This window comes from Rhizobium sp. S152 (genome assembly GCF_030380735.1).
Taxonomy (GTDB): Bacteria; Pseudomonadota; Alphaproteobacteria; order Rhizobiales; family Rhizobiaceae; genus Rhizobium.
On sequence record NZ_JAUDRZ010000008.1, the window covers coordinates 150,323 to 166,937 of the forward strand.

At 54.8% G+C, this 16,615-nt stretch carries 20 protein-coding genes and 1 pseudogene; 13 read left to right on the forward strand and 8 right to left on the reverse strand.

Annotated features, from left to right (window positions below; genetic code table 11):
- Positions 1 to 38: 38 nt before the first annotated feature.
- The 5 genes from QTL95_RS10230 to QTL95_RS10250 all read right to left on the reverse strand — a co-directional run bounded on the left by QTL95_RS10230 (position 39) and on the right by QTL95_RS10250 (position 6,010).
- Complete coding sequence (locus tag QTL95_RS10230) at positions 39 to 2,519, reverse strand: DUF5906 domain-containing protein (RefSeq protein ID WP_289719864.1); 2,481 nt, start codon at positions 2,517 to 2,519, stop codon at positions 39 to 41.
- Between the two features lie 389 nt (positions 2,520 to 2,908).
- Entirely contained in the window at positions 2,909 to 3,676 is a 768-nt protein-coding gene (locus QTL95_RS10235; protein WP_289719865.1) for a hypothetical protein, read from the reverse strand.
- A 103-nt stretch (positions 3,677 to 3,779) separates the two neighbouring features.
- Positions 3,780 to 4,448 (reverse strand): hypothetical protein, encoded by a 669-nt coding sequence (locus QTL95_RS10240; protein ID WP_289719866.1) that lies wholly within the window; start codon positions 4,446 to 4,448, stop codon positions 3,780 to 3,782.
- A gap of 39 nt (positions 4,449 to 4,487) precedes the next feature.
- Positions 4,488 to 4,640 (reverse strand): helix-turn-helix transcriptional regulator, encoded by a 153-nt coding sequence (locus QTL95_RS28735; RefSeq protein WP_442981281.1) that lies wholly within the window; start codon positions 4,638 to 4,640, stop codon positions 4,488 to 4,490.
- 752 nt (positions 4,641 to 5,392) lie between these two features.
- Positions 5,393 to 6,010 carry a helix-turn-helix transcriptional regulator gene (locus QTL95_RS10250; RefSeq protein WP_289719868.1) on the reverse strand — a complete coding sequence of 206 codons (618 nt, stop codon included), beginning with the start codon at positions 6,008 to 6,010 and terminating at the stop codon, positions 5,393 to 5,395.
- A gap of 627 nt (positions 6,011 to 6,637) precedes the next feature.
- On the opposite strand from QTL95_RS10250, the gene QTL95_RS10255 reads away from it, so the two are divergent.
- The 12 genes and pseudogenes from QTL95_RS10255 to QTL95_RS10305 all read left to right on the forward strand — a co-directional run bounded on the left by QTL95_RS10255 (position 6,638) and on the right by QTL95_RS10305 (position 12,679).
- Positions 6,638 to 6,985, forward strand: coding sequence for a DUF982 domain-containing protein (locus QTL95_RS10255; RefSeq protein ID WP_289719869.1), 348 nt, complete (start codon positions 6,638 to 6,640; stop codon positions 6,983 to 6,985).
- Positions 6,985 to 7,209: a hypothetical protein gene (locus tag QTL95_RS10260; RefSeq protein WP_289719870.1), complete on the forward strand. Its 225-nt coding sequence runs from the start codon at positions 6,985 to 6,987 to the stop codon at positions 7,207 to 7,209. The genes QTL95_RS10255 and QTL95_RS10260 overlap by 1 nt, the downstream gene beginning before the upstream one ends.
- Complete coding sequence (locus QTL95_RS10265; protein WP_289719871.1) at positions 7,206 to 7,529, forward strand: XRE family transcriptional regulator; 324 nt, start codon at positions 7,206 to 7,208, stop codon at positions 7,527 to 7,529. The genes QTL95_RS10260 and QTL95_RS10265 overlap by 4 nt, the downstream gene beginning before the upstream one ends.
- Before the next feature lie 160 nt (positions 7,530 to 7,689).
- On the forward strand, positions 7,690 to 7,929 hold the full coding sequence (locus tag QTL95_RS10270) for a hypothetical protein (RefSeq protein ID WP_289719872.1): 240 nt from the start codon (positions 7,690 to 7,692) through the stop codon (positions 7,927 to 7,929).
- Complete coding sequence (locus tag QTL95_RS10275) at positions 7,922 to 8,191, forward strand: hypothetical protein (protein ID WP_289719873.1); 270 nt, start codon at positions 7,922 to 7,924, stop codon at positions 8,189 to 8,191. The genes QTL95_RS10270 and QTL95_RS10275 overlap by 8 nt, the downstream gene beginning before the upstream one ends.
- 496 nt (positions 8,192 to 8,687) lie before the next feature.
- On the forward strand, positions 8,688 to 8,912 hold the full coding sequence (locus QTL95_RS10280) for a hypothetical protein (RefSeq protein ID WP_289719874.1): 225 nt from the start codon (positions 8,688 to 8,690) through the stop codon (positions 8,910 to 8,912).
- 1,417 nt (positions 8,913 to 10,329) lie between these two features.
- Positions 10,330 to 10,599: a hypothetical protein gene (locus QTL95_RS10285; protein WP_289719875.1), complete on the forward strand. Its 270-nt coding sequence runs from the start codon at positions 10,330 to 10,332 to the stop codon at positions 10,597 to 10,599.
- An 891-nt stretch (positions 10,600 to 11,490) separates the two neighbouring features.
- Positions 11,491 to 11,796, forward strand: coding sequence for a hypothetical protein (locus QTL95_RS10290; protein ID WP_289719876.1), 306 nt, complete (start codon positions 11,491 to 11,493; stop codon positions 11,794 to 11,796).
- Positions 11,797 to 11,860: 64 nt separating this feature from the next.
- Positions 11,861 to 12,043: a hypothetical protein gene (locus QTL95_RS10295; protein ID WP_289719877.1), complete on the forward strand. Its 183-nt coding sequence runs from the start codon at positions 11,861 to 11,863 to the stop codon at positions 12,041 to 12,043.
- Positions 12,044 to 12,082: 39 nt separating this feature from the next.
- A complete protein-coding gene (locus QTL95_RS10300; protein ID WP_289719878.1) occupies positions 12,083 to 12,250 on the forward strand; it encodes a hypothetical protein in 168 nt (55 codons plus the stop codon).
- Positions 12,250 to 12,470: pseudogene (locus QTL95_RS28740) on the forward strand (hypothetical protein). The gene QTL95_RS10300 and the pseudogene QTL95_RS28740 overlap by 1 nt, the downstream one beginning before the upstream one ends.
- 83 nt (positions 12,471 to 12,553) lie before the next feature.
- A complete protein-coding gene (locus QTL95_RS10305; RefSeq protein WP_289719879.1) occupies positions 12,554 to 12,679 on the forward strand; it encodes a hypothetical protein in 126 nt (41 codons plus the stop codon).
- 174 nt (positions 12,680 to 12,853) lie between these two features.
- Here the strand turns inward: QTL95_RS10305 and QTL95_RS10310 are convergent, their stop codons facing one another.
- The 3 genes from QTL95_RS10310 to QTL95_RS10320 are packed head-to-tail and all read right to left on the reverse strand — an operon-like array spanning position 12,854 to position 14,536.
- Positions 12,854 to 13,333: a hypothetical protein gene (locus tag QTL95_RS10310; protein WP_289719880.1), complete on the reverse strand. Its 480-nt coding sequence runs from the start codon at positions 13,331 to 13,333 to the stop codon at positions 12,854 to 12,856.
- On the reverse strand, positions 13,326 to 13,652 hold the full coding sequence (locus QTL95_RS10315; RefSeq protein ID WP_289719881.1) for an STAS-like domain-containing protein: 327 nt from the start codon (positions 13,650 to 13,652) through the stop codon (positions 13,326 to 13,328). Before QTL95_RS10315 ends, QTL95_RS10310 begins: the two co-directional genes overlap by 8 nt.
- 17 nt (positions 13,653 to 13,669) lie before the next feature.
- Complete coding sequence (locus tag QTL95_RS10320; RefSeq protein ID WP_289719882.1) at positions 13,670 to 14,536, reverse strand: hypothetical protein; 867 nt, start codon at positions 14,534 to 14,536, stop codon at positions 13,670 to 13,672.
- A 358-nt stretch (positions 14,537 to 14,894) separates the two neighbouring features.
- Between QTL95_RS10320 and QTL95_RS10325 the strand changes: the two genes are divergently transcribed.
- Positions 14,895 to 16,586, forward strand: a complete 1,692-nt coding sequence (locus tag QTL95_RS10325; RefSeq protein ID WP_289719883.1) for a phage portal protein — start codon at positions 14,895 to 14,897, stop codon at positions 16,584 to 16,586.
- Positions 16,587 to 16,615 lie beyond the last annotated feature (29 nt).

The window sequence follows — 16,615 nt, forward strand, 5'->3', positions numbered from 1 at the left end:
GGACGGAACCGGATAATTCAACATTTTGTTGAATTAAATCATATGGTTGATTGATTGTGAGGTTGAATGAAATTTGAGGCAACCTCGAAATCGTTTCGATCGTCGACGATCTCTTCCCCGTCATTTTCCGGCCAGGGTAGTTCGGAGCCCATGAGTTGCTCGAAGGACGAGCGGCAGATGTCGAGAGGCGGGATAACAAAGAACCTCTGCCGCGGACCGCCATTCGTGGTCCGCAGGCTCTGAAGGCCCGGGACCATCTTCTTCAACCGCCTGGAAAAAGCCTCGTCACCTAATTCCTCACCGTCATAACGACGGTACCGCAACCAGCGGGCGTAAGACGCACGCATCTCGCACTTCTCGACTCGCACTGCCCGACCTGGCCATTCCAGGGACATGAGACCTATGTCGTCTTCCGCCCCGCCGTGTTGGAGCAGCCGATGCCACCAGCGCTCGACGTTCTTCAGACTTTCAACTTTCTGCTCCGCAAGCGCCTCGGTGTCCGGTACCGCGCGCACCTGGAAATCGGAGATGTCATAGGTCAACAAATAGTGGAGCAGCGCCTCGCGCCCGCCGTTGTTCATTTCGTTGCGCAGGGCGTCGAAATACTTGTGATCGTTGCGGCGCTTGGCCGAGACGTTGACGACAAAAAACCGCCCTTCGTCCTGCGTGGCGGGCACGACCCATGGCTCGTTGGACGAGATGAAGAGCCGCAATACCGAATTGATCGGGAAGGCGTTCATCCCCTTCGGCTCGATCATTACGGCCGTCGACGTGATCAGGTACTTCAACTGGCCTTCGGCCTTCTTGTCGCCAGCCCAAAAACCCTCCTGCATTTGCAGCAAGAGGCACCGCTCCTGATGAGCATTGAACTTGCCCAGCATCTGGTCCTGATTGCCTACGGTGATGTGATGCTGGCTAAACAGGCCGCCGACATATTCGGCCACCGTATCCTTGCCGATGCGCTTTTGGCCGATCGCTACGATTGCAACGCCGGGTTTCTCTTCCGGCTTCTGCACCATGTGCGCCATCCAGCCGATCATATACCAGAAATGCTCCTCGTTCCCGTCGCAGAAGATTTCCATCAGGTGGGAGAAGAAGAGGTTGCAGGACTTGGTCTCGTCTGGCTCGACAGAGAAGCCCTGCCAGTGGTTATAAGCGCCATCGACGACACGGTTCGGAGCGAACACGATACCGTTCGGGTAGGAGCGGCGGTGCTTCGATCGCATCCACATTTTTGTGATGGGTTCGGTGGTACCGTCCTTCGGCACGCGGTCGTTTTCGTAGTAGTTGTGCAACTCATTGACAGAGCCGTAAGCAACCCGTCCATCGGGATGGAAGTCGAGGATCACGGTCTTGGCATTCACACGCGCGACGGCGTGCTTGGCGTTAATCTTGGCGATATTCCGCGGTGCGCCGCGACCGAGTTCGAACTCGACCTCTTCCTTCTTCAGTTTCAGTTGCTTGCGGCTGAGCTTCTTCGGTCCATTGCCGGCGCCGAGAAGGTCGTCGAACATGTCGAAGGTGTCGTCCTGCGGGACATCGTCGAAATCGTCCTCGACTGACTGCAATTCCCGTTGCGCGCGCTCTTCCCGGGCGACGGCTACCAAGCTCGCCATGCGGAAAGGCGCCTGCGCGCGGTTCTTGAAAGACTTCCAGACGCGCTTCTGGTCTTTCTCGTCGAACTTTTCGCTGGTTTTCGAGTATTTGCACCAGAGATTGAAGCCGAAATCTGACCCTTCGGTTTCATGGCTGAGTGCCATCCCAACCCGCATCCACTGGTCACGGTCCTCGAACCAGTCTTTCACCGGCAGGTCGTCGAGCACGGCGCTGATCTCGGCTTCCGATAGCCCGAGCGGCTGCTGGCGTTCCGTGTTCTGCTCGCCATTGTCCTCGCGATCGGAGGCGATGGCTGCGACCTGATACGAGTCGTAGATCGGGCCGATGCCCATTTCCAGCAGGTCAAAGTCGAATTCGCGGATCCAGCGGTATGGCTTGCCGGTATCTGGATGGATGGAGGGTGGAATGGCGGCTTGCGACCCGGTACCGAGGAGATGGAGTTCCCAATCCCACTTCTTCACGTCGCGCTGCTTACTTTCATCCCACACCATCTCGAAACCCGAGCTATGCGCGAACTTCTTGGAGGCGAACGCCTCGTCGGTCAGGATGAAGAAGTGGCGGCTCTCGCCTCCTGAGCCTGAAATCACGGTCGGCACCGACTCGAGGTCGAGTTCAGGCATCAGAGCGAGCAGGGTCTCGCGAGCCTCCTCGACCATCTCGGGTTTGCGGATGTCGAAATCGATGATGTGGAGGAACAGGTCGCCGACGGTCGACCATTTGCCGAGGCGGACGCCGACATTGTTGCCGTCGCGGTAGGAGCGCTGCAGTTCGGAGAGGGAAGCAACGGGTTTGCCCGCCCAATCGTTGCCGATCGGCCTCTTTGACTTGGGATGCAGCCAATGGAGAGCGAAACCGGCTTTCGCCAGGCGCTCGATCGTGGGAAGAACTGGTCCACTCGACATTGACTATTCCACATTTAGTTGAATTTCCGGACACGCCTGTCCGTGGCGCCGCAAGGCGCAAGATCAGATCAAGGATCTTCGATTATGTTAGTAGTGGTCCGACCTGGCTGGCCTGCCGGCGCGGTCTCGGGCACGGGCACGTTTCAGAAATTTAGGCGGGACTGTCCGCTCGGGAACCTTTGCGAACATTGAGTAGGTACCGTCCGACCTGCAATCCAAGATAAGTTGTGATGCGGATGCAGCGTCTCTGCCTACCAGGGCCTCTGTCGCCTGTTTCGCGTGAGCTTCCCGGCCGGACCAGAAATGTGCGCTCTGCCTGTCGTGGCCTTCGCTGATCATTTCCTTTCGGCGACCAATGCGCCATTTCTCCCAATGCTTCGAGAGTTTGCTCATCGCTGATCTCCCATCATTGCTTCGTCAAGCCGCGCTCGAGCGTCGGCAAGACCCGGGAAATCGGCACTCTTCCTTACATCGAACCATCTCGGTCGCATCGGTGAATCGAGCCGCACAACGCTGCTGACTTTTTGAACAAAATCCATTCCGATCCGAGGTCTCACGAACCGAGATCCATGGTTTTGGAAATCTCGGTGCGCTTCTATCGCGATGATATCGGCCAGTGCTGTTTGCAGCCCGTGTAGGCCACGACGAAACACTTCCATGCGGTGGGCACGGTATCCGTCCAGCCACTCCCTGTTTGCTGTTGAAAGTCGCGCCGACAATTCTTTGCGGCGTGCTTCCAGTTCGGAAACCTTGGTTTTGAGAATGGCAACCGCGCGTTCGGCTGCAGCGCAATCTTTTTCGGAAGCTGCAAGAAGCTCAGAAATTTCGTGGATCTGGTGGTCGTACTCGCCGATATCTAACTGTTTGTCATTGATCAACGATTCAGCCGCAGCTTCGATCTTCAAAGCCTGCGTTTCCTCAAGTTGGACGAGAAGTTTTTGTCGGCGTTCAGTTGCTGCGCCTGCGCGCTTCATACGCGCCTCGGCTTGTTCCGTCTCGACCTGAATGTTCAACAGTTTCTTGGAGAGCAGTTCTCGACTTGCTTCCAAAGGACGAAGATCAGGTACGCTATTCGGTACGTATTGCTGCGGCAGCTCATTCACATCCCATGAATGGGCTGACAGAGGATAAGCCTTGGGCTCTTGTTCGGTAACCATCGCTGAACCTTTCCTACTTGATGCGGCCATCAAGTAGGAAAGCGTGCGTCGTGGCAAACTGCGAGTTGTCACAAAATGGGGTGAGCAGATTTATGATGAAAACCTATTGGTCATCACCGAGTAAATCTGGAAACAGTTCGCGAGCAAGATTTAACCGCCTTTCATGCTCCCCACGTTCTACCAGAAGCTCCCTTAGGTGCCGATCGACTTGAGCAACGACCTTAACTTTGAAGTTTCTCCGCTCAAGCTCGAACTCGTGAGCAGATTGGCCGGCTTTCTGAGATAACTCGTCGAATGTTGTGGTGCGCCCGTCCCATCGGAGAGGATATTGTTCGGTCTCGCAGAACTCCTCAATCGCCTCATTCCGCAATCGGGCAAGCGTAGAGCGTGAGCGCGTTATCGGTTGCCAACGCGTGAATTTTTCGTCGTATAGGCTTAAAAGATACGTATCTCGTTCCGTAGTCCACCAGGACCAAGTCGCATTGCTCGTCCTCGTTTCGTTAGGTAGGACCCGTCGTAGCCTGTCTATCCCAGCGAGCAGTGTGTGTTCGACTGACTGAGCGTGCGTATCGTGAAGGCCGCGCTCCATGCAGAGCGTTGCAATCTCCAGCAAGACGTCGGTTTCAGGAGAATTGTCGTCTAGCGTGGACGAACGTTCCTTGGCGCGGACGCTGATGAAGGCGTCCGCGATCTCTTGTGAAACGGCGTTGAGCGTTGCGAGATGACGAAGCGGGATGTCGTGCCCATCATCTATATTCAGGTAGTTGGACATTTATCACCCAGATGCCTAGCTAGATGCTCAGTTTCACATCTAGATTCGGTTCAAGTAGGCCATAACAGCAGACCGGCGCCAAGCTGATGTCCTACCTTGTTTGATGGCGGTGGGAAACTGGCCGGTCTGGATGAGTCGGTATAGTGTCGGACGTGAAATTCCGAGAAGGCATGTGATCTCGGGGAGTCGCATCAAGCCGCGCGGCTTGATCTTCCTCGCTCAGCACTACTGCCTTTTTCGGCTTGCTGGCGCGTGGGTTGCAAATGACGACACGAGGGGCGACCACGCGTTCAAACGCCTGTTCGTCGGAGGTTTCACCATCGTCGTAGACCATGCCTTGCGGCAACTCGGTGTTCAAACTCATCCTCAGTGCCTTCTCAGCCAGCGCCTGGCAGAAGCCAATCTCGATGGCGCCGTACGAACCTTTGGCCGCCATTGCCTGCATTACCCAACCCAGAAGATAGGGCGCCTTATCTGCCCGCATGATCTCAAGCAGTTCATAGCAATAAGCTCGTCCGATCGAACTCTCGGATTTGTCTGCCGCGGATGTCGGCACCTTCCAGTAATCTACCACTTTGCCTTTTTTCACTTCCATGAACGATGCATGCTGTCCCATTGCTCAATCTCCTGTTCAATGGCTGCTGTTTGCAACCTGAGGAGTGTGGATAAATGATATCGTTTACTAAGTCAATTAACGATATCATTTATTTTGGCTGCTGGTTCATTGACCCGATAAACGATATAATTTAGAACCGCTGTATGGGCAGACCACAATTGAATAACAAACCCGTACTAGTGAGACTTCCGGAAGCGGCGATCGAAAAGATCGATGCGCTTGTCGGGACCTACGGCCGCGGAAAATTCATCCGAGAAGCTGTTGAGAACGAGATTGCAAAACGAAGCTCCGATGAAGCCAAGGCAGAGTAGGGTGTGAAGTCAGTTGGCTACCCTGGTGGCTGAGAGGGGAAGGGCCAAGGGCTATCCAGTCGGCTAAGGTACGCCAGGACATCGCTTTTGCGCCAAGCCGAGATGCGCCCCATTTTGATCGGCGGAGGAAAGCTGCCATTCCGGATAAGTCCGTAGACAGCAGGGCCAGAGAGGCTCAGCAAGGCGCTGATCTCAGGCATCCGGATCAAGCGCAATGCCTCATCTCGCTCGCTGAGCACCGGTCGGGTTTCTTTTTTCCCGTCTTCTTCTTTCTCGCCCTTGTCGGCGGACGGCGGGGAGGTTGCCACAAACGAGTTCTTGAGGTCCTGAGCGGCCTTCCTTCCCCAGTCTTCAGGCGCGTTCACCCTCACTCTCATTCCGAGCGCGATTTCGGCGATCTGCTGACAGAAGCCCGCCTCAACGCCGCCATGGGAGCCACGCTTGCTCATCGCCTCCATGACATCGCCGAGAAGCAGGGGTGCACGATAGCGCTCAACAAGCGCCATCAGTTCCACAGCATATTTCCGGCCGGTGCTGTTGTCGGTCGACCAGTCGCCGCTTTCAACGGGGGTCCATAGATCAATCCCATCCGGCCCGAAGCTGGCAAAGGACGGAGCGTTTTTCGGTGCTTTCATCGATGGGTCCTTAAAAACAGTTCGCGGGGCAACGATCGGCTGATTGGCCGCCATTGCCCGGGTTGCCCGGGTGACTCCCTAGTTCGAAAACGCAACTAGGGCAAAATAAGCCATTGAATATAAACGATAAAATGTCCATTGCCCGGGTTTCCCTAGTTAAAGTGCCTTATCGCCAAGATATGAGTAAAAGTCCCACTGTGCAGTAGTTGAATATGGCAAAAGCTAAAGGGACAAAATAAGCTGATTTTCCATATGGTTTTTATTACTAGGGAAACTAGGGAAACTAGGGAAACATCTGGAAAAGTATAACTATACCAATGGCTTGATGTTTCCCTAGTTCGTTCGATTTTTGCCCGTGTTTCCCTAGTTTTCAGAAAAAGGTTGAATGAAAGTTTGTCCTTTCTGAGAAAAAATTGGCAAAAAATTTGTATTGCCCGGGGCTCAGCGCCCCTCACCTCGGTGCAGTAACGCAAGAAGGACCCAAAGCGACCTTCCGACTGTCCGTTGTGCAGTGCGATAGATCCATTCAACCTGAAAACTAAAGGGACATCGCCGTCGACTCCGGGCTTTCGCGGAACGATAAAGCTGCGTTGCCGTTGAATCACGTCTGCTGCGCGGGAGGATGCCATGCAGGAAGATTTGATCGATGTTCGCATACCGCCTATCGGGATAGCGATCGATGACCCAGGAAGGTACAGGGTCGTTGATACAATCACCGGTCTGACGGCAGCATTGATCGACGAGAAATGGTCAGCGCCAAGGGGAGACATGTGGCGAGCGGCAGTGGCAGCGTGCATCCGATCCCTTGATGTCCAGGCTGATGGTGAAGCCGCGCGTGAAGTGTTTATCTTAGCTGCGCGCGAGGCCCACATGCCACTTAAGACCGCCGTCGAAACGCTGATCTTTCCAGAGCGGCTGGCGAAGGTAAAGCGAAAGCCAAAGCCAAAGCCAACGTGGCCGCCGAGGGCGCACTGATGAGTGAACAGCGAGACACCAAGGCGGCCCTGCTCGCACTTCTGGAAAGCTTGGGAGTTGAACCCGACACCTCGATCAACCTTTACGAGATCGGCCCGCCGATGGTGGCCGATGGCTTTACCGAGAACGACGTCGTCAACGCCTTGTACGCCTTGAAGGATGAGGGCGTGATTGATCTGCTCGGCAACAACCAGCTTTTGCTGGTGAGGAAGGATACGCTTTGACACCGCAACAATGTCGCGCAGCTCGTGCTCTTCTCGATTTCTCTCATGACGACCTCGCCCTTCGAGCTAGGGTCGATGTCAGCGTATTGCAGAGTTTCGAAGCGGGCAGCGGCGCCCCCGACGATAGTGTTGACGCCCTTCGAACAGCGGTGGAAGAAGCCGGCGCGATGCTGATCACCTCGGGATCAAATTCACCGGCGGGCGGCGAAGGTGTCCGCCTTGCGAAACCATCTGAGCGATCGGTCGATACCATCGTGAGCGAAGTCGTACAGTATCCCGAATTCATGGAGAACGATGCGCCTCCCGGTGCCGGCGGCTGAGAGTGCTTGTATGGGAGTTGAGGGGATCGACGCATGAGCATGCTGATATAACCGTTAGGTCATTCGCGTGGAATGGCGTATGCTTTGTGGTCGGCTCCATTCTTTCCGGGCGGAGCCGATTGGGAGATTATATGCGCTCTTGCCTCAGGTAGGAGCCGATATGATCAACAATCGCCTTATAGACAAAGTCGCCCCCGTGGCAGCCACAGCCGTTGCTAGGCAGACCACTCTGCCAGCTCAGAGCAAGCTCCATAAGTACGCCATCAGCGGAGTTCCTACTGGCGAGCGCGTTCACACAAAGGTTCACCCGACAATCGATTTGAGGCGCAAACTGGCTGCAAGCCTTCAGCTTTCGCGTTCTGCTCCCATCGAAAAGGTGCGGATGGAAGAGAATGCCTGATGCGTTGCCTTTTGAGCAAATGACGATCGGCGAGAGAACGGCTGTCCTCACCACTCTGGCTCAACATCTGCAAATCTCGGCAGCAATTGCTCAGCATGACGGAGACCCGATTTGGAAGTTCATGTCAGAGCTGGCCGTGCGGCTGGAAGGAAGCCGCGACGAGGTCGCCGCTGACCCCCAACGTGGCAAAGAGGTTGTGCGTAAAGCCGTCAGACTGTTGAGCGAATTCGAGCTGCAGAGACCGAGAGGTTCGGTTCATTGATCTCCAAGTCAAAGAGCGAGATGGATCATGCCGCCCACGGGTGGGCGCTTCTCGCTTTCAGAGTCCCCAAGATCCGGCCCTTCGCACGACATCCGAAAGTGCGGGATGCTATCGCGGATATGTGCGCTAGCTACAGTGTTGCTGTGTTGAACGTGCGTAAGCTTCAGCTTGCGAAGTGCCGTTCCGGCAGCGTTGAGGAATACGACGCTCTGATCTTGCATATAGAACAAGAAGTTTCTTTTTTCGTTGAAGAGATTCGGCGGCATTCTGGCTAAGAGACGGCCGGGCGCACCGGCGGAACCTAAACTGCAGATCGACGTTTTGGTGGCGCGCGCCGAGTTCTTCCCCCGGCGCCCATTTCAGTCACCAACTAGCCCCCGTCAACACCGGGGGCTTTTTTTTTTATCGCCATATCGCTTGGTGACTTTTGTCGTAACCGTTCGCACGCTATCCTTTCCCTATGAACGGAACAGACCATTTTATTCACGGGCTATCAATGCTGGCGCTCAAATGTCCAGAAGTTCGTCCGCATATGAAAACTCCGGCAGTGACCGAAGAAGTCCGGGAGATGTGCGAGCAGTACAGCCAGGCGGTGATTTACCTGCGCAAGCTTCGCAGCGGTCCGGCAGACCAAGCCGAGATCGACGAGATGAACAATCTCATGAAAGAGCTCGAAGGTGAGATCGTTCACTTCATCCATGAATTCGCAAAGCATGTTTAACGAGATTTAATCAGAGTAGCACATTCTCTGTTTTACTTATCCTTAAGCAAGGACCGCGTATTTTTATACTGAGATAGGCAACCTTTCCTCCTGGCGTCACCAGTCATCGGGGAATCGGCAATCATCTTTGGGCGAATTACTTCATCTGTCCGAAGGTTATGCCGTTGCAATCGTCGTGAGCGCGAGGCGAGGTAGAACTGTGAATTACATCAATCACGGTTGGGCGCTGCTGGCGCTGAAATATCCACGCATTAGACCTTTTAGAAATGCAGTGAGTGTTGCCACCGAACTCAATGAATTATGTCTCGACTACAGCTTTGCAACTGTGCATTTAAATGGCCTACCCGTCTGTCCCGAAAATTCTCGAGCTCGTTCGGAGCTTGTATCGTGGCTTCGCGACCTGGAAAGCGAACTAGCTTTTTTGATCGACCTACTGGAACAAAAGTACCGACATTAGGTTGACTGGCAGTTGTTACGCTTCGCACACCGTGACGATCAGGCGGAGGGTTCGCTCTCCCTCACTGTAGATGTCCCTCCGCCGCCCTCCTATGACTTCAGGAATTCCTGGAACAAAACAATGTCAGATGAGTTTGAAATCTGTGCCGGAGCTGATTCGGCGCACTCCACTATGTCCAGCATACCACCTCGCCCCGCCGATCTGCGGGGCTCTTTTTGCGGCACCGGCCCGTTGAATTCCGGCCCGCAAAGCGCCTAATGAATGTTAAGAAGTGCGCGGGACTAATTCCTGAGCCAAACAATACGGTCAAGCACCGCTCCGGGCCTGACGATGTCAACGACGATCTCCTTGGCGCGGATCGCCGCTTCTGCTGTTGCTTCGCCTTCCAGGACGACAGCGTCTGGCAAAAACGAGATTGACAACCGGGCGTTACAGCACAGTGGGTCTGCAGACAGAGCCGCTCGAAGAGACGCGCCCAAGCCTGCTTGCTGCGCTCCGTAGCTTGATCGTTCGAAATCCCGAAACATGACTGCACACCCTCCTACATCAAAGATAGCTAATGCAGTAGCGAACGCTTAAGTTCCGGTCGCACCCGGAGTTGCCCCACCGAAAAAGCACTTAGAGCGCGGAAATCTGATATTAAACAAGAGATTATGATTCTTTGTGCGTGAGGCGGAAAGTGGCCACTTACGATTGGAGCGGCGTTCGCTTGAGGCGAAATAGACGAATAAGGCTGTTTACCGCGCTGTTGATAACCCTCGCCGTCATCTGCACGCCTTTGTTGATGTAAGCGCCAAGAGCCAGCGTCGACAGATTAGCTGCATGAAAAGGGCAAGATTCCGGACTTGACGCCGATGCTCAATGAGCTTGCGCGGTAGATCTAAGCTTCAGGCGGGGGCTAGTTTTGAGAATATCTGCGCTGGAATTCGTTTTGTAGTGTTTGCCTTTAAGGAGAACGTTATGAAAATGATGAGTGAAGAGCAGATACCCGACTTTGTCCGTGACGTGGCGGAGACGGGTTGCGACATCACTGCCGTGCTTGGGGTCGGGTATGTGATCGGAGACTCCGACCTTCCCCTGGAAGCCTACGAGCGCATAGCGCCGCGCCTTAAAGAGATAAACGAGATCTATGGCGGCAGAGACCACCTCCTGCACGAAATCGCGGAATATCTTCTTTCGATCGGCAAGTACTATCCCAAGGACCGAGACTTAAGAACCCCGCGCAACTAATCTGAGGAGCGAAAATTATTCGCGACAACTCACGGCTGATCTGCTTTAGTGACAATCGTGAGGGTGACAACACCACTCTCCTCCTCCGCCATGTATCATGGCGAAGACCTCCACCAAGGCCCGTTGCCCCCCAGGTGCGGGCCTTGACCTTACAGAAGAATAGGTAAGGTCCACGACCCGCCAGGGGCTCTTTCATTTATAATGCCGTGAGCTGTTCCAGTTCGAGCGCCGGCCGAAGGAAAGCGATTCGGAGCCAAGCTGCGGCTGCCGGGTTTTATACTGACGCGCCGAGACCACCCTCGACGCACTTAGCGCAGCCAAATTGCCCCCGCCGCACTCGGGGCTTTTTCATGGATCAGCGTAGGACGAGATGTTAGTCTTCCCCCGGGCCGTGTTGACCGGACTCTCCCCAGACGACCGGGCAAGAATGCGACTTGCACCAACACGGCCCACCCTGGGTCACGTCGACCACGTCGCGCCATATCATGCTTTGGAGACAATTAGGCAAAAGACGGAGAGCCTGGGCTCCATGGAGGGCTCTCCGTCGATGGAGATGAGCCTTGTGCTGAAGGCACATCCCGCGACCAGTGCGAGGAGCCCCCGGTCGCGCTGGTATAACATCGGACACTGCTCATAGTTGCGAGCAGCGTAAAAAAGCTCCGCCAAAGGCCGGGCAAGGGATGCTGAGCAACCAGCTAGACGCACCAGAGGCCCCCGGTGCGGTACCCAGAGGCCCCCGGTGCGGTACCCAGAGGCCCCCGGTGCGGCACCCCTAAGTTGGCAACCGCTTATTGATTCGCAAGCAATATCAGCCAGTGCACGAACGGGCAGTTCATCTGCCGGATGCGTCTTGAAGAAAAGAGAGCCGCCTAGCGGAACAACAAGGAAATAATGCGTTTGATCCTCGTAACCACCATTCTCGCCGTCGGCCTTTCAGGCTCCGCGTTCGCTCAGTCCAACCCGGCCCCTGCCGGCTCAACCATGGACAAGAACCAATCGGACACCGGCGGCGGCGCCAACAGCGATATGAAAATGCCGAAGAAGGTCGACTCGGCCAACACGGGCAGCACCATGAAGATGGATAAGACAAAGTGTGCGAACCCAGCAAGCAGCGCGGGTAACGGCAAACTTCAAACACAGGGTGGCAAGAGCAACGCTACCCCAGAAGACGAAGCGTGTGCCTCTCACAATAACTGACCTGCATCCGATGAAGAGTCCCGATTAGCGGGGCTCTTCCGTTTTGACGCGAGTGGAAAAAACCATGTTGACGCATCGTTTCGAGAAGCGACGCGATGAAAGGACAAGCATGTCTTTGACACCGCAGCAATGTCGCGCAGCACGAGCCATTCTCGATCGTTCCCAAGACGACATCGCTCTTAGAGCTCGGATCGACATCAACGCTTCGCAAATTTTCGAAGCTGGTGACGGCATTGACTTTTCCTGAGAATAAGAACATAAAGTGAACATTCTTTTGGAGGCTCTTATGACAAGAACTGAAGAAGTGGTCGCAAAAGCTCTCGCAGTCGTAGCGGCATCGCGCGCCGAGCGGGAGAAAGACGAGGAGCGCAGAAAGCGCGTGTTCGGCAGAATTGAAATGAGCCGACCGCTTCCTGTTCTCAAAGGTCAACAGATGAAATTGGACCTTCACTGATGCAACCGATGACCAATAGGACGTGGCCTTCGAGGTACAGGTGGCGCTTGCCTGGCATGACGACGATGTATCGGCGACGGTCGCGACCCTACTGGCGGATGTGCGTCACCTCAGAAATCAGCTAGCGCTTACAGAGGGCGCCATGAGCCGCGGCATGACGCGGGGGTGGAAACCCAAGTTCGAAAGAGATCTGTCTAACGCCCTGATCTCCGTGTGGTAGGTCCAGGAACTAACGCCTCAAGTAGTCAAAGCTTCTTGCGCACATCAACGAACGAGCCCCGAAGCGCGGGGCGGAAGGTGACGTTGGCGTTTGCCGATGGTGGCTTGATCGAGAGCATTCTTGAACCTGGATCCAGTCTCACCATGAAGCTTGCCACCGGCATCATTGGTGACATCCAGGCGACGACCGACGACGCACCCGAAGAGTAATGTCTCCTCATGGCGACACGCTGATCGGCAGTTCATACTTGACGAGCAGCGTCAGCGAGGCACTTAGACGGTCAGCGATAGTTTTCTGGGGGCAGCGCGCGGGGTTTCGAACGGATAGTTGTCTGGCGTACACGGACACCGAGTTCGACGCGGTGCACAATCTAGCTGAACGCTTCATTCACCGAAAAAAGGCAGCCCGATACTGTTGCGGGCGTATATTACCGAACGAAACGCCATTTTGAGAGACGCGGCAGAGGAGCGAATTTCGGCCACCCTCGCCTGATCAGGCGCCCTATTTAGGACATCGAAATCGTCGCCCGTGCTGGCACGTCGGAAATTGATTAAGTGCGGGTCAATCCGCAATCTTGCGGTAGGCACACGATCCGTGACAAACGTCGAGAAGTTCGCAAGATCGTGAAGTAGGCAAACGGTTTCGATCGACGATGCGGAGTTCGGGTCGCCGAGGTTTGACCAAGTTTCACCAGCTGCCTTTGCACATTGGTCCGCGAGCTGCTCCAGCTCAGACAATGTGCTGTCGATCAGCTTTCTATTGTCGGTGTATCTGGTGGTGTAAGCGAGGCCAACGAGCCCAGCCAATCCGCTTGCCAGCCCGCCGATTACGGAAATGAAGAACGTGTTTAAGTATTCAGGCATGAGCCGTTTGGTTTACGTATGCCTGAATATCCTGCACGTAGATGTTGAACGCAGAGGAGGACTTGATCTTAATCTTCTGGGCGAATTCGGCCGGCGATAAATTCAAGCGCCGAACCAGTCCTCCAAACGCCTCTTCGAGAAAGGATGAAGGATACCCCCGTGTCCCGTCGAGGATAATCACGATGCTTTGATTCTCTTGTAGCGCAGGGATCAGCACAGCCTCACGAAACTCTTCGCCCGAAGCCGGGCCATCTGTACGATAGCGACCACCTGGCGTCCTCGAAAAGTCTGCTGCGATGTTGATGATTTTCTCAGCCATGATTTTCATTCCGCCGATCACTGTTTGATACTCCATTCGATCAAAGTGCCGCCTATTGATTCGGCGTGGCTAGTTTCCCTGATCGTTTTTGTCAAGCTATCATACATCGCCTCACCTTTGCCACTCACGATACGGAGATAACCCTGGTGGTGGTCGAGGAGGCGCATAATTACAGGCAAACCCCGGCCACGCTCTTTCAACATGATGCGAGACCTACCGTATTCCATCGCGGCAGCAATCATCTTTCCGTCATCGGGTCCGAACCCTAAACTAAGCACTTGTCGTAAATGTTCCAATATCCCAGACCGCGGAAGTGTGTGCGGGATGCCGACACCGAGATCGAAGACTGCTGCAGTCAATCGTTTCTCTGACCTATCGTATGAACCTGTCATGAACCATGTGCCACTTGGAACTCCGAACCATTGTTTGGGTTCTGAATAGGCATGATGCACCGCGTTTTTGATAGCTTCAGTCAATCCATCGTAAATAAAGTTATCAGCGTGGATAGCGCCTGCTATGTCTGAGAGTCCATCGAGAAGCACGCCGCATTTATCCGCCGTCACCATTGTATCGACGCTAAATTTTATGATGCTTACGGAATCATCTGTCCCGACGCCTGCGTGATCGACGTTAGGCGTCTCGAGAAGGTTGAATAGGCCAAGCTCACCGAGCAAGCGGGCGATCGCAGGATCCCACTCGTGCTGTCGAACGGCTCTTAGTTTAATACCCAGAAACTTTTGAAGTCGATAGAGTTCCGCAGCCAATATCAAAGCCGCCCCAGGGGAGATACTTCTCAACGCGGAAAAATCAATTCCAAGTCGCCGTTTAGTGAAGGCTTCCTCGTTGTATGCGAGCTTTCGGAGTGTGCTGAAGAATGCCGCCACTCTGTCATAGTTACGCCGGAGCGAAAAGTCTGCGGGCGGGACGATGAAGTCAAAGAGTTTTCGGCGAGTGCCTCGGCCAGTTCGGAATGTAGGGGCGCTAGTGCCGACGTCAGGCTCTGCCACTCGCGAGTGGTAGGCCGGAAGCAGCTCCTCTTGTTCCACCGCTGGGCCGGTCGGCCTCATGTGAACTCGTTCATATTGATCCCGTGAACGGAGAACGTGCCATTTTACCGATCTCGGCGTTGTTCGCTTCATAACTTTTAACTCTCGACTTTTCTGTGAAGCTGCATGTGCGTCCGGAAAACGCAACGTAAAATTTAGTACAGAGAAGAGAAAAAGCTCACCGACGCTTCGTCCGATGGACGGCAGAGGAAAAGCCTCGTCAGGCATTCAACAAAAAGTTGAATTGTTAAAAACTATTCGCTATATACGTGTTGTTAACAAATCGTTGCTAAAGTGGATTTCATTTCACAGTGATCCCATGACGCAAATCTACGATTCGGAAACAGCAGAGCTGCTTGGCTATGGAATTGCGGGTGATGCCTATGATGGTGCCTCGCGCTTCAGCAAGGAACTCGCCAGCTACAGCCCGATGATCAGGTCTGCAGATGCAGATATTTTGCCTGCCAAGCGGATTGCGGATGCCCGCACGCGCGATACCGTTCGTAATGATGCCTACGTCGCTAGCGGTGCCACGCTGCGTAAGGACAACATCGTCGGCTCCTACTACATGCTCAACGCCAAGCCGGTGACCACTGTGCTGTTCGGCAAAGAGGACGACAAGTGGGAAGACGAGTTTCAGGAAGAGGTCGAGGAGAAATTCGGCCTGTGGGCGGAGTCCTTCGAGAATTGGCCGGACGCTTCCCGTATCAACACACTGACTGGCCTAGTCCGTATGGCGGTCGATCATCACACGGTCCAAGGTGAAGTACTCGCTGCCGCAGAATGGCTTCGCGATCAACCGCGCATGTTCTCGACCGCGATCCAGATGATCGACGTCGATCGCCTTTCGACCCCGCCCGAGTTCAGCGGCGACACTCAAGTTCGCGGAGGCGTTCGACGTAATCAGTATGGTGCCCCGCAGGTCTATTATGTCCGCATGGCCCACCCGAGCGACTGGATGTCGCCGGACTCCTACAAATGGAAGCCGGTCGATATCCGCAAGCCTTGGGGCCGCCTACAGATGTTGCATATCTATGAGCAGCTTCGCCCGGACCAGAGCCGCGGCATGTCGGCAATGGTGGCCGCGCTCTCTGAGATGAAGATGACGAAGAACTTTCGCAAGATGGTCCTTCAGAATGCAGTGTTGAATGCGACTTACGCGGCGACCATTGAATCTGAACTGCCGACCGAGGCGATTTTCGCTCAGCTTGGCGGTGAAAGCATGACCCCTGAGAAGATTCAGGAGGCGCTTTCCGGATACATGGGCGGCCATTATCAGACGCTCGACTCTTACATGGCCGGCGCCAAGAACCTGCACATCGACGGCGTGAAGATCCCGCATCTTCCGCCAGGCACGAAGTTCAAGTTGCAGGGTGCCGGGCAGGGTGGTCCGCTTGGCAGCGAGTTCGAGCAGTCGCTTCTCCGTCACATCGCGGCTGCGCTCGGGGTCTCTTACGAGCAGCTTTCTCGCGACTACACGCAGACGAACTACTCGTCGGCTCGGGCTGCGATGAATGAGACTTACAAGGCGATGCTGTCGATCAAGCGAATGGTCGCCGATCGGTTTGCCACCACGGTCTACACACTGTGGCTCGAAGAGGCGCTGAACAAGGGTGAGATCACATCGGTTCGTCGATCGATGCCATCCTTCTACGAGAAGCAGTTCAAGGAAGCTTACACCGCCAGCGATTGGGTTGGTGCGAGCCGTGGGCAGATCGACGAGCTCAAGGAGACGCAAGCTGCGATCCTTCGCATCAATAACGGTCTCTCCGATCTCGAAACCGAAAACGCCAGGCTTGGTGCCGACTGGCGCAAGCGTATGCGGCAGATGAAGCGTGAGATGGAGTGGAAGGAATTCTACAACATCCTGCAGCGCCCTGGCACCTAACAACCTCTCTCGTAATCAAGGACGCTTTC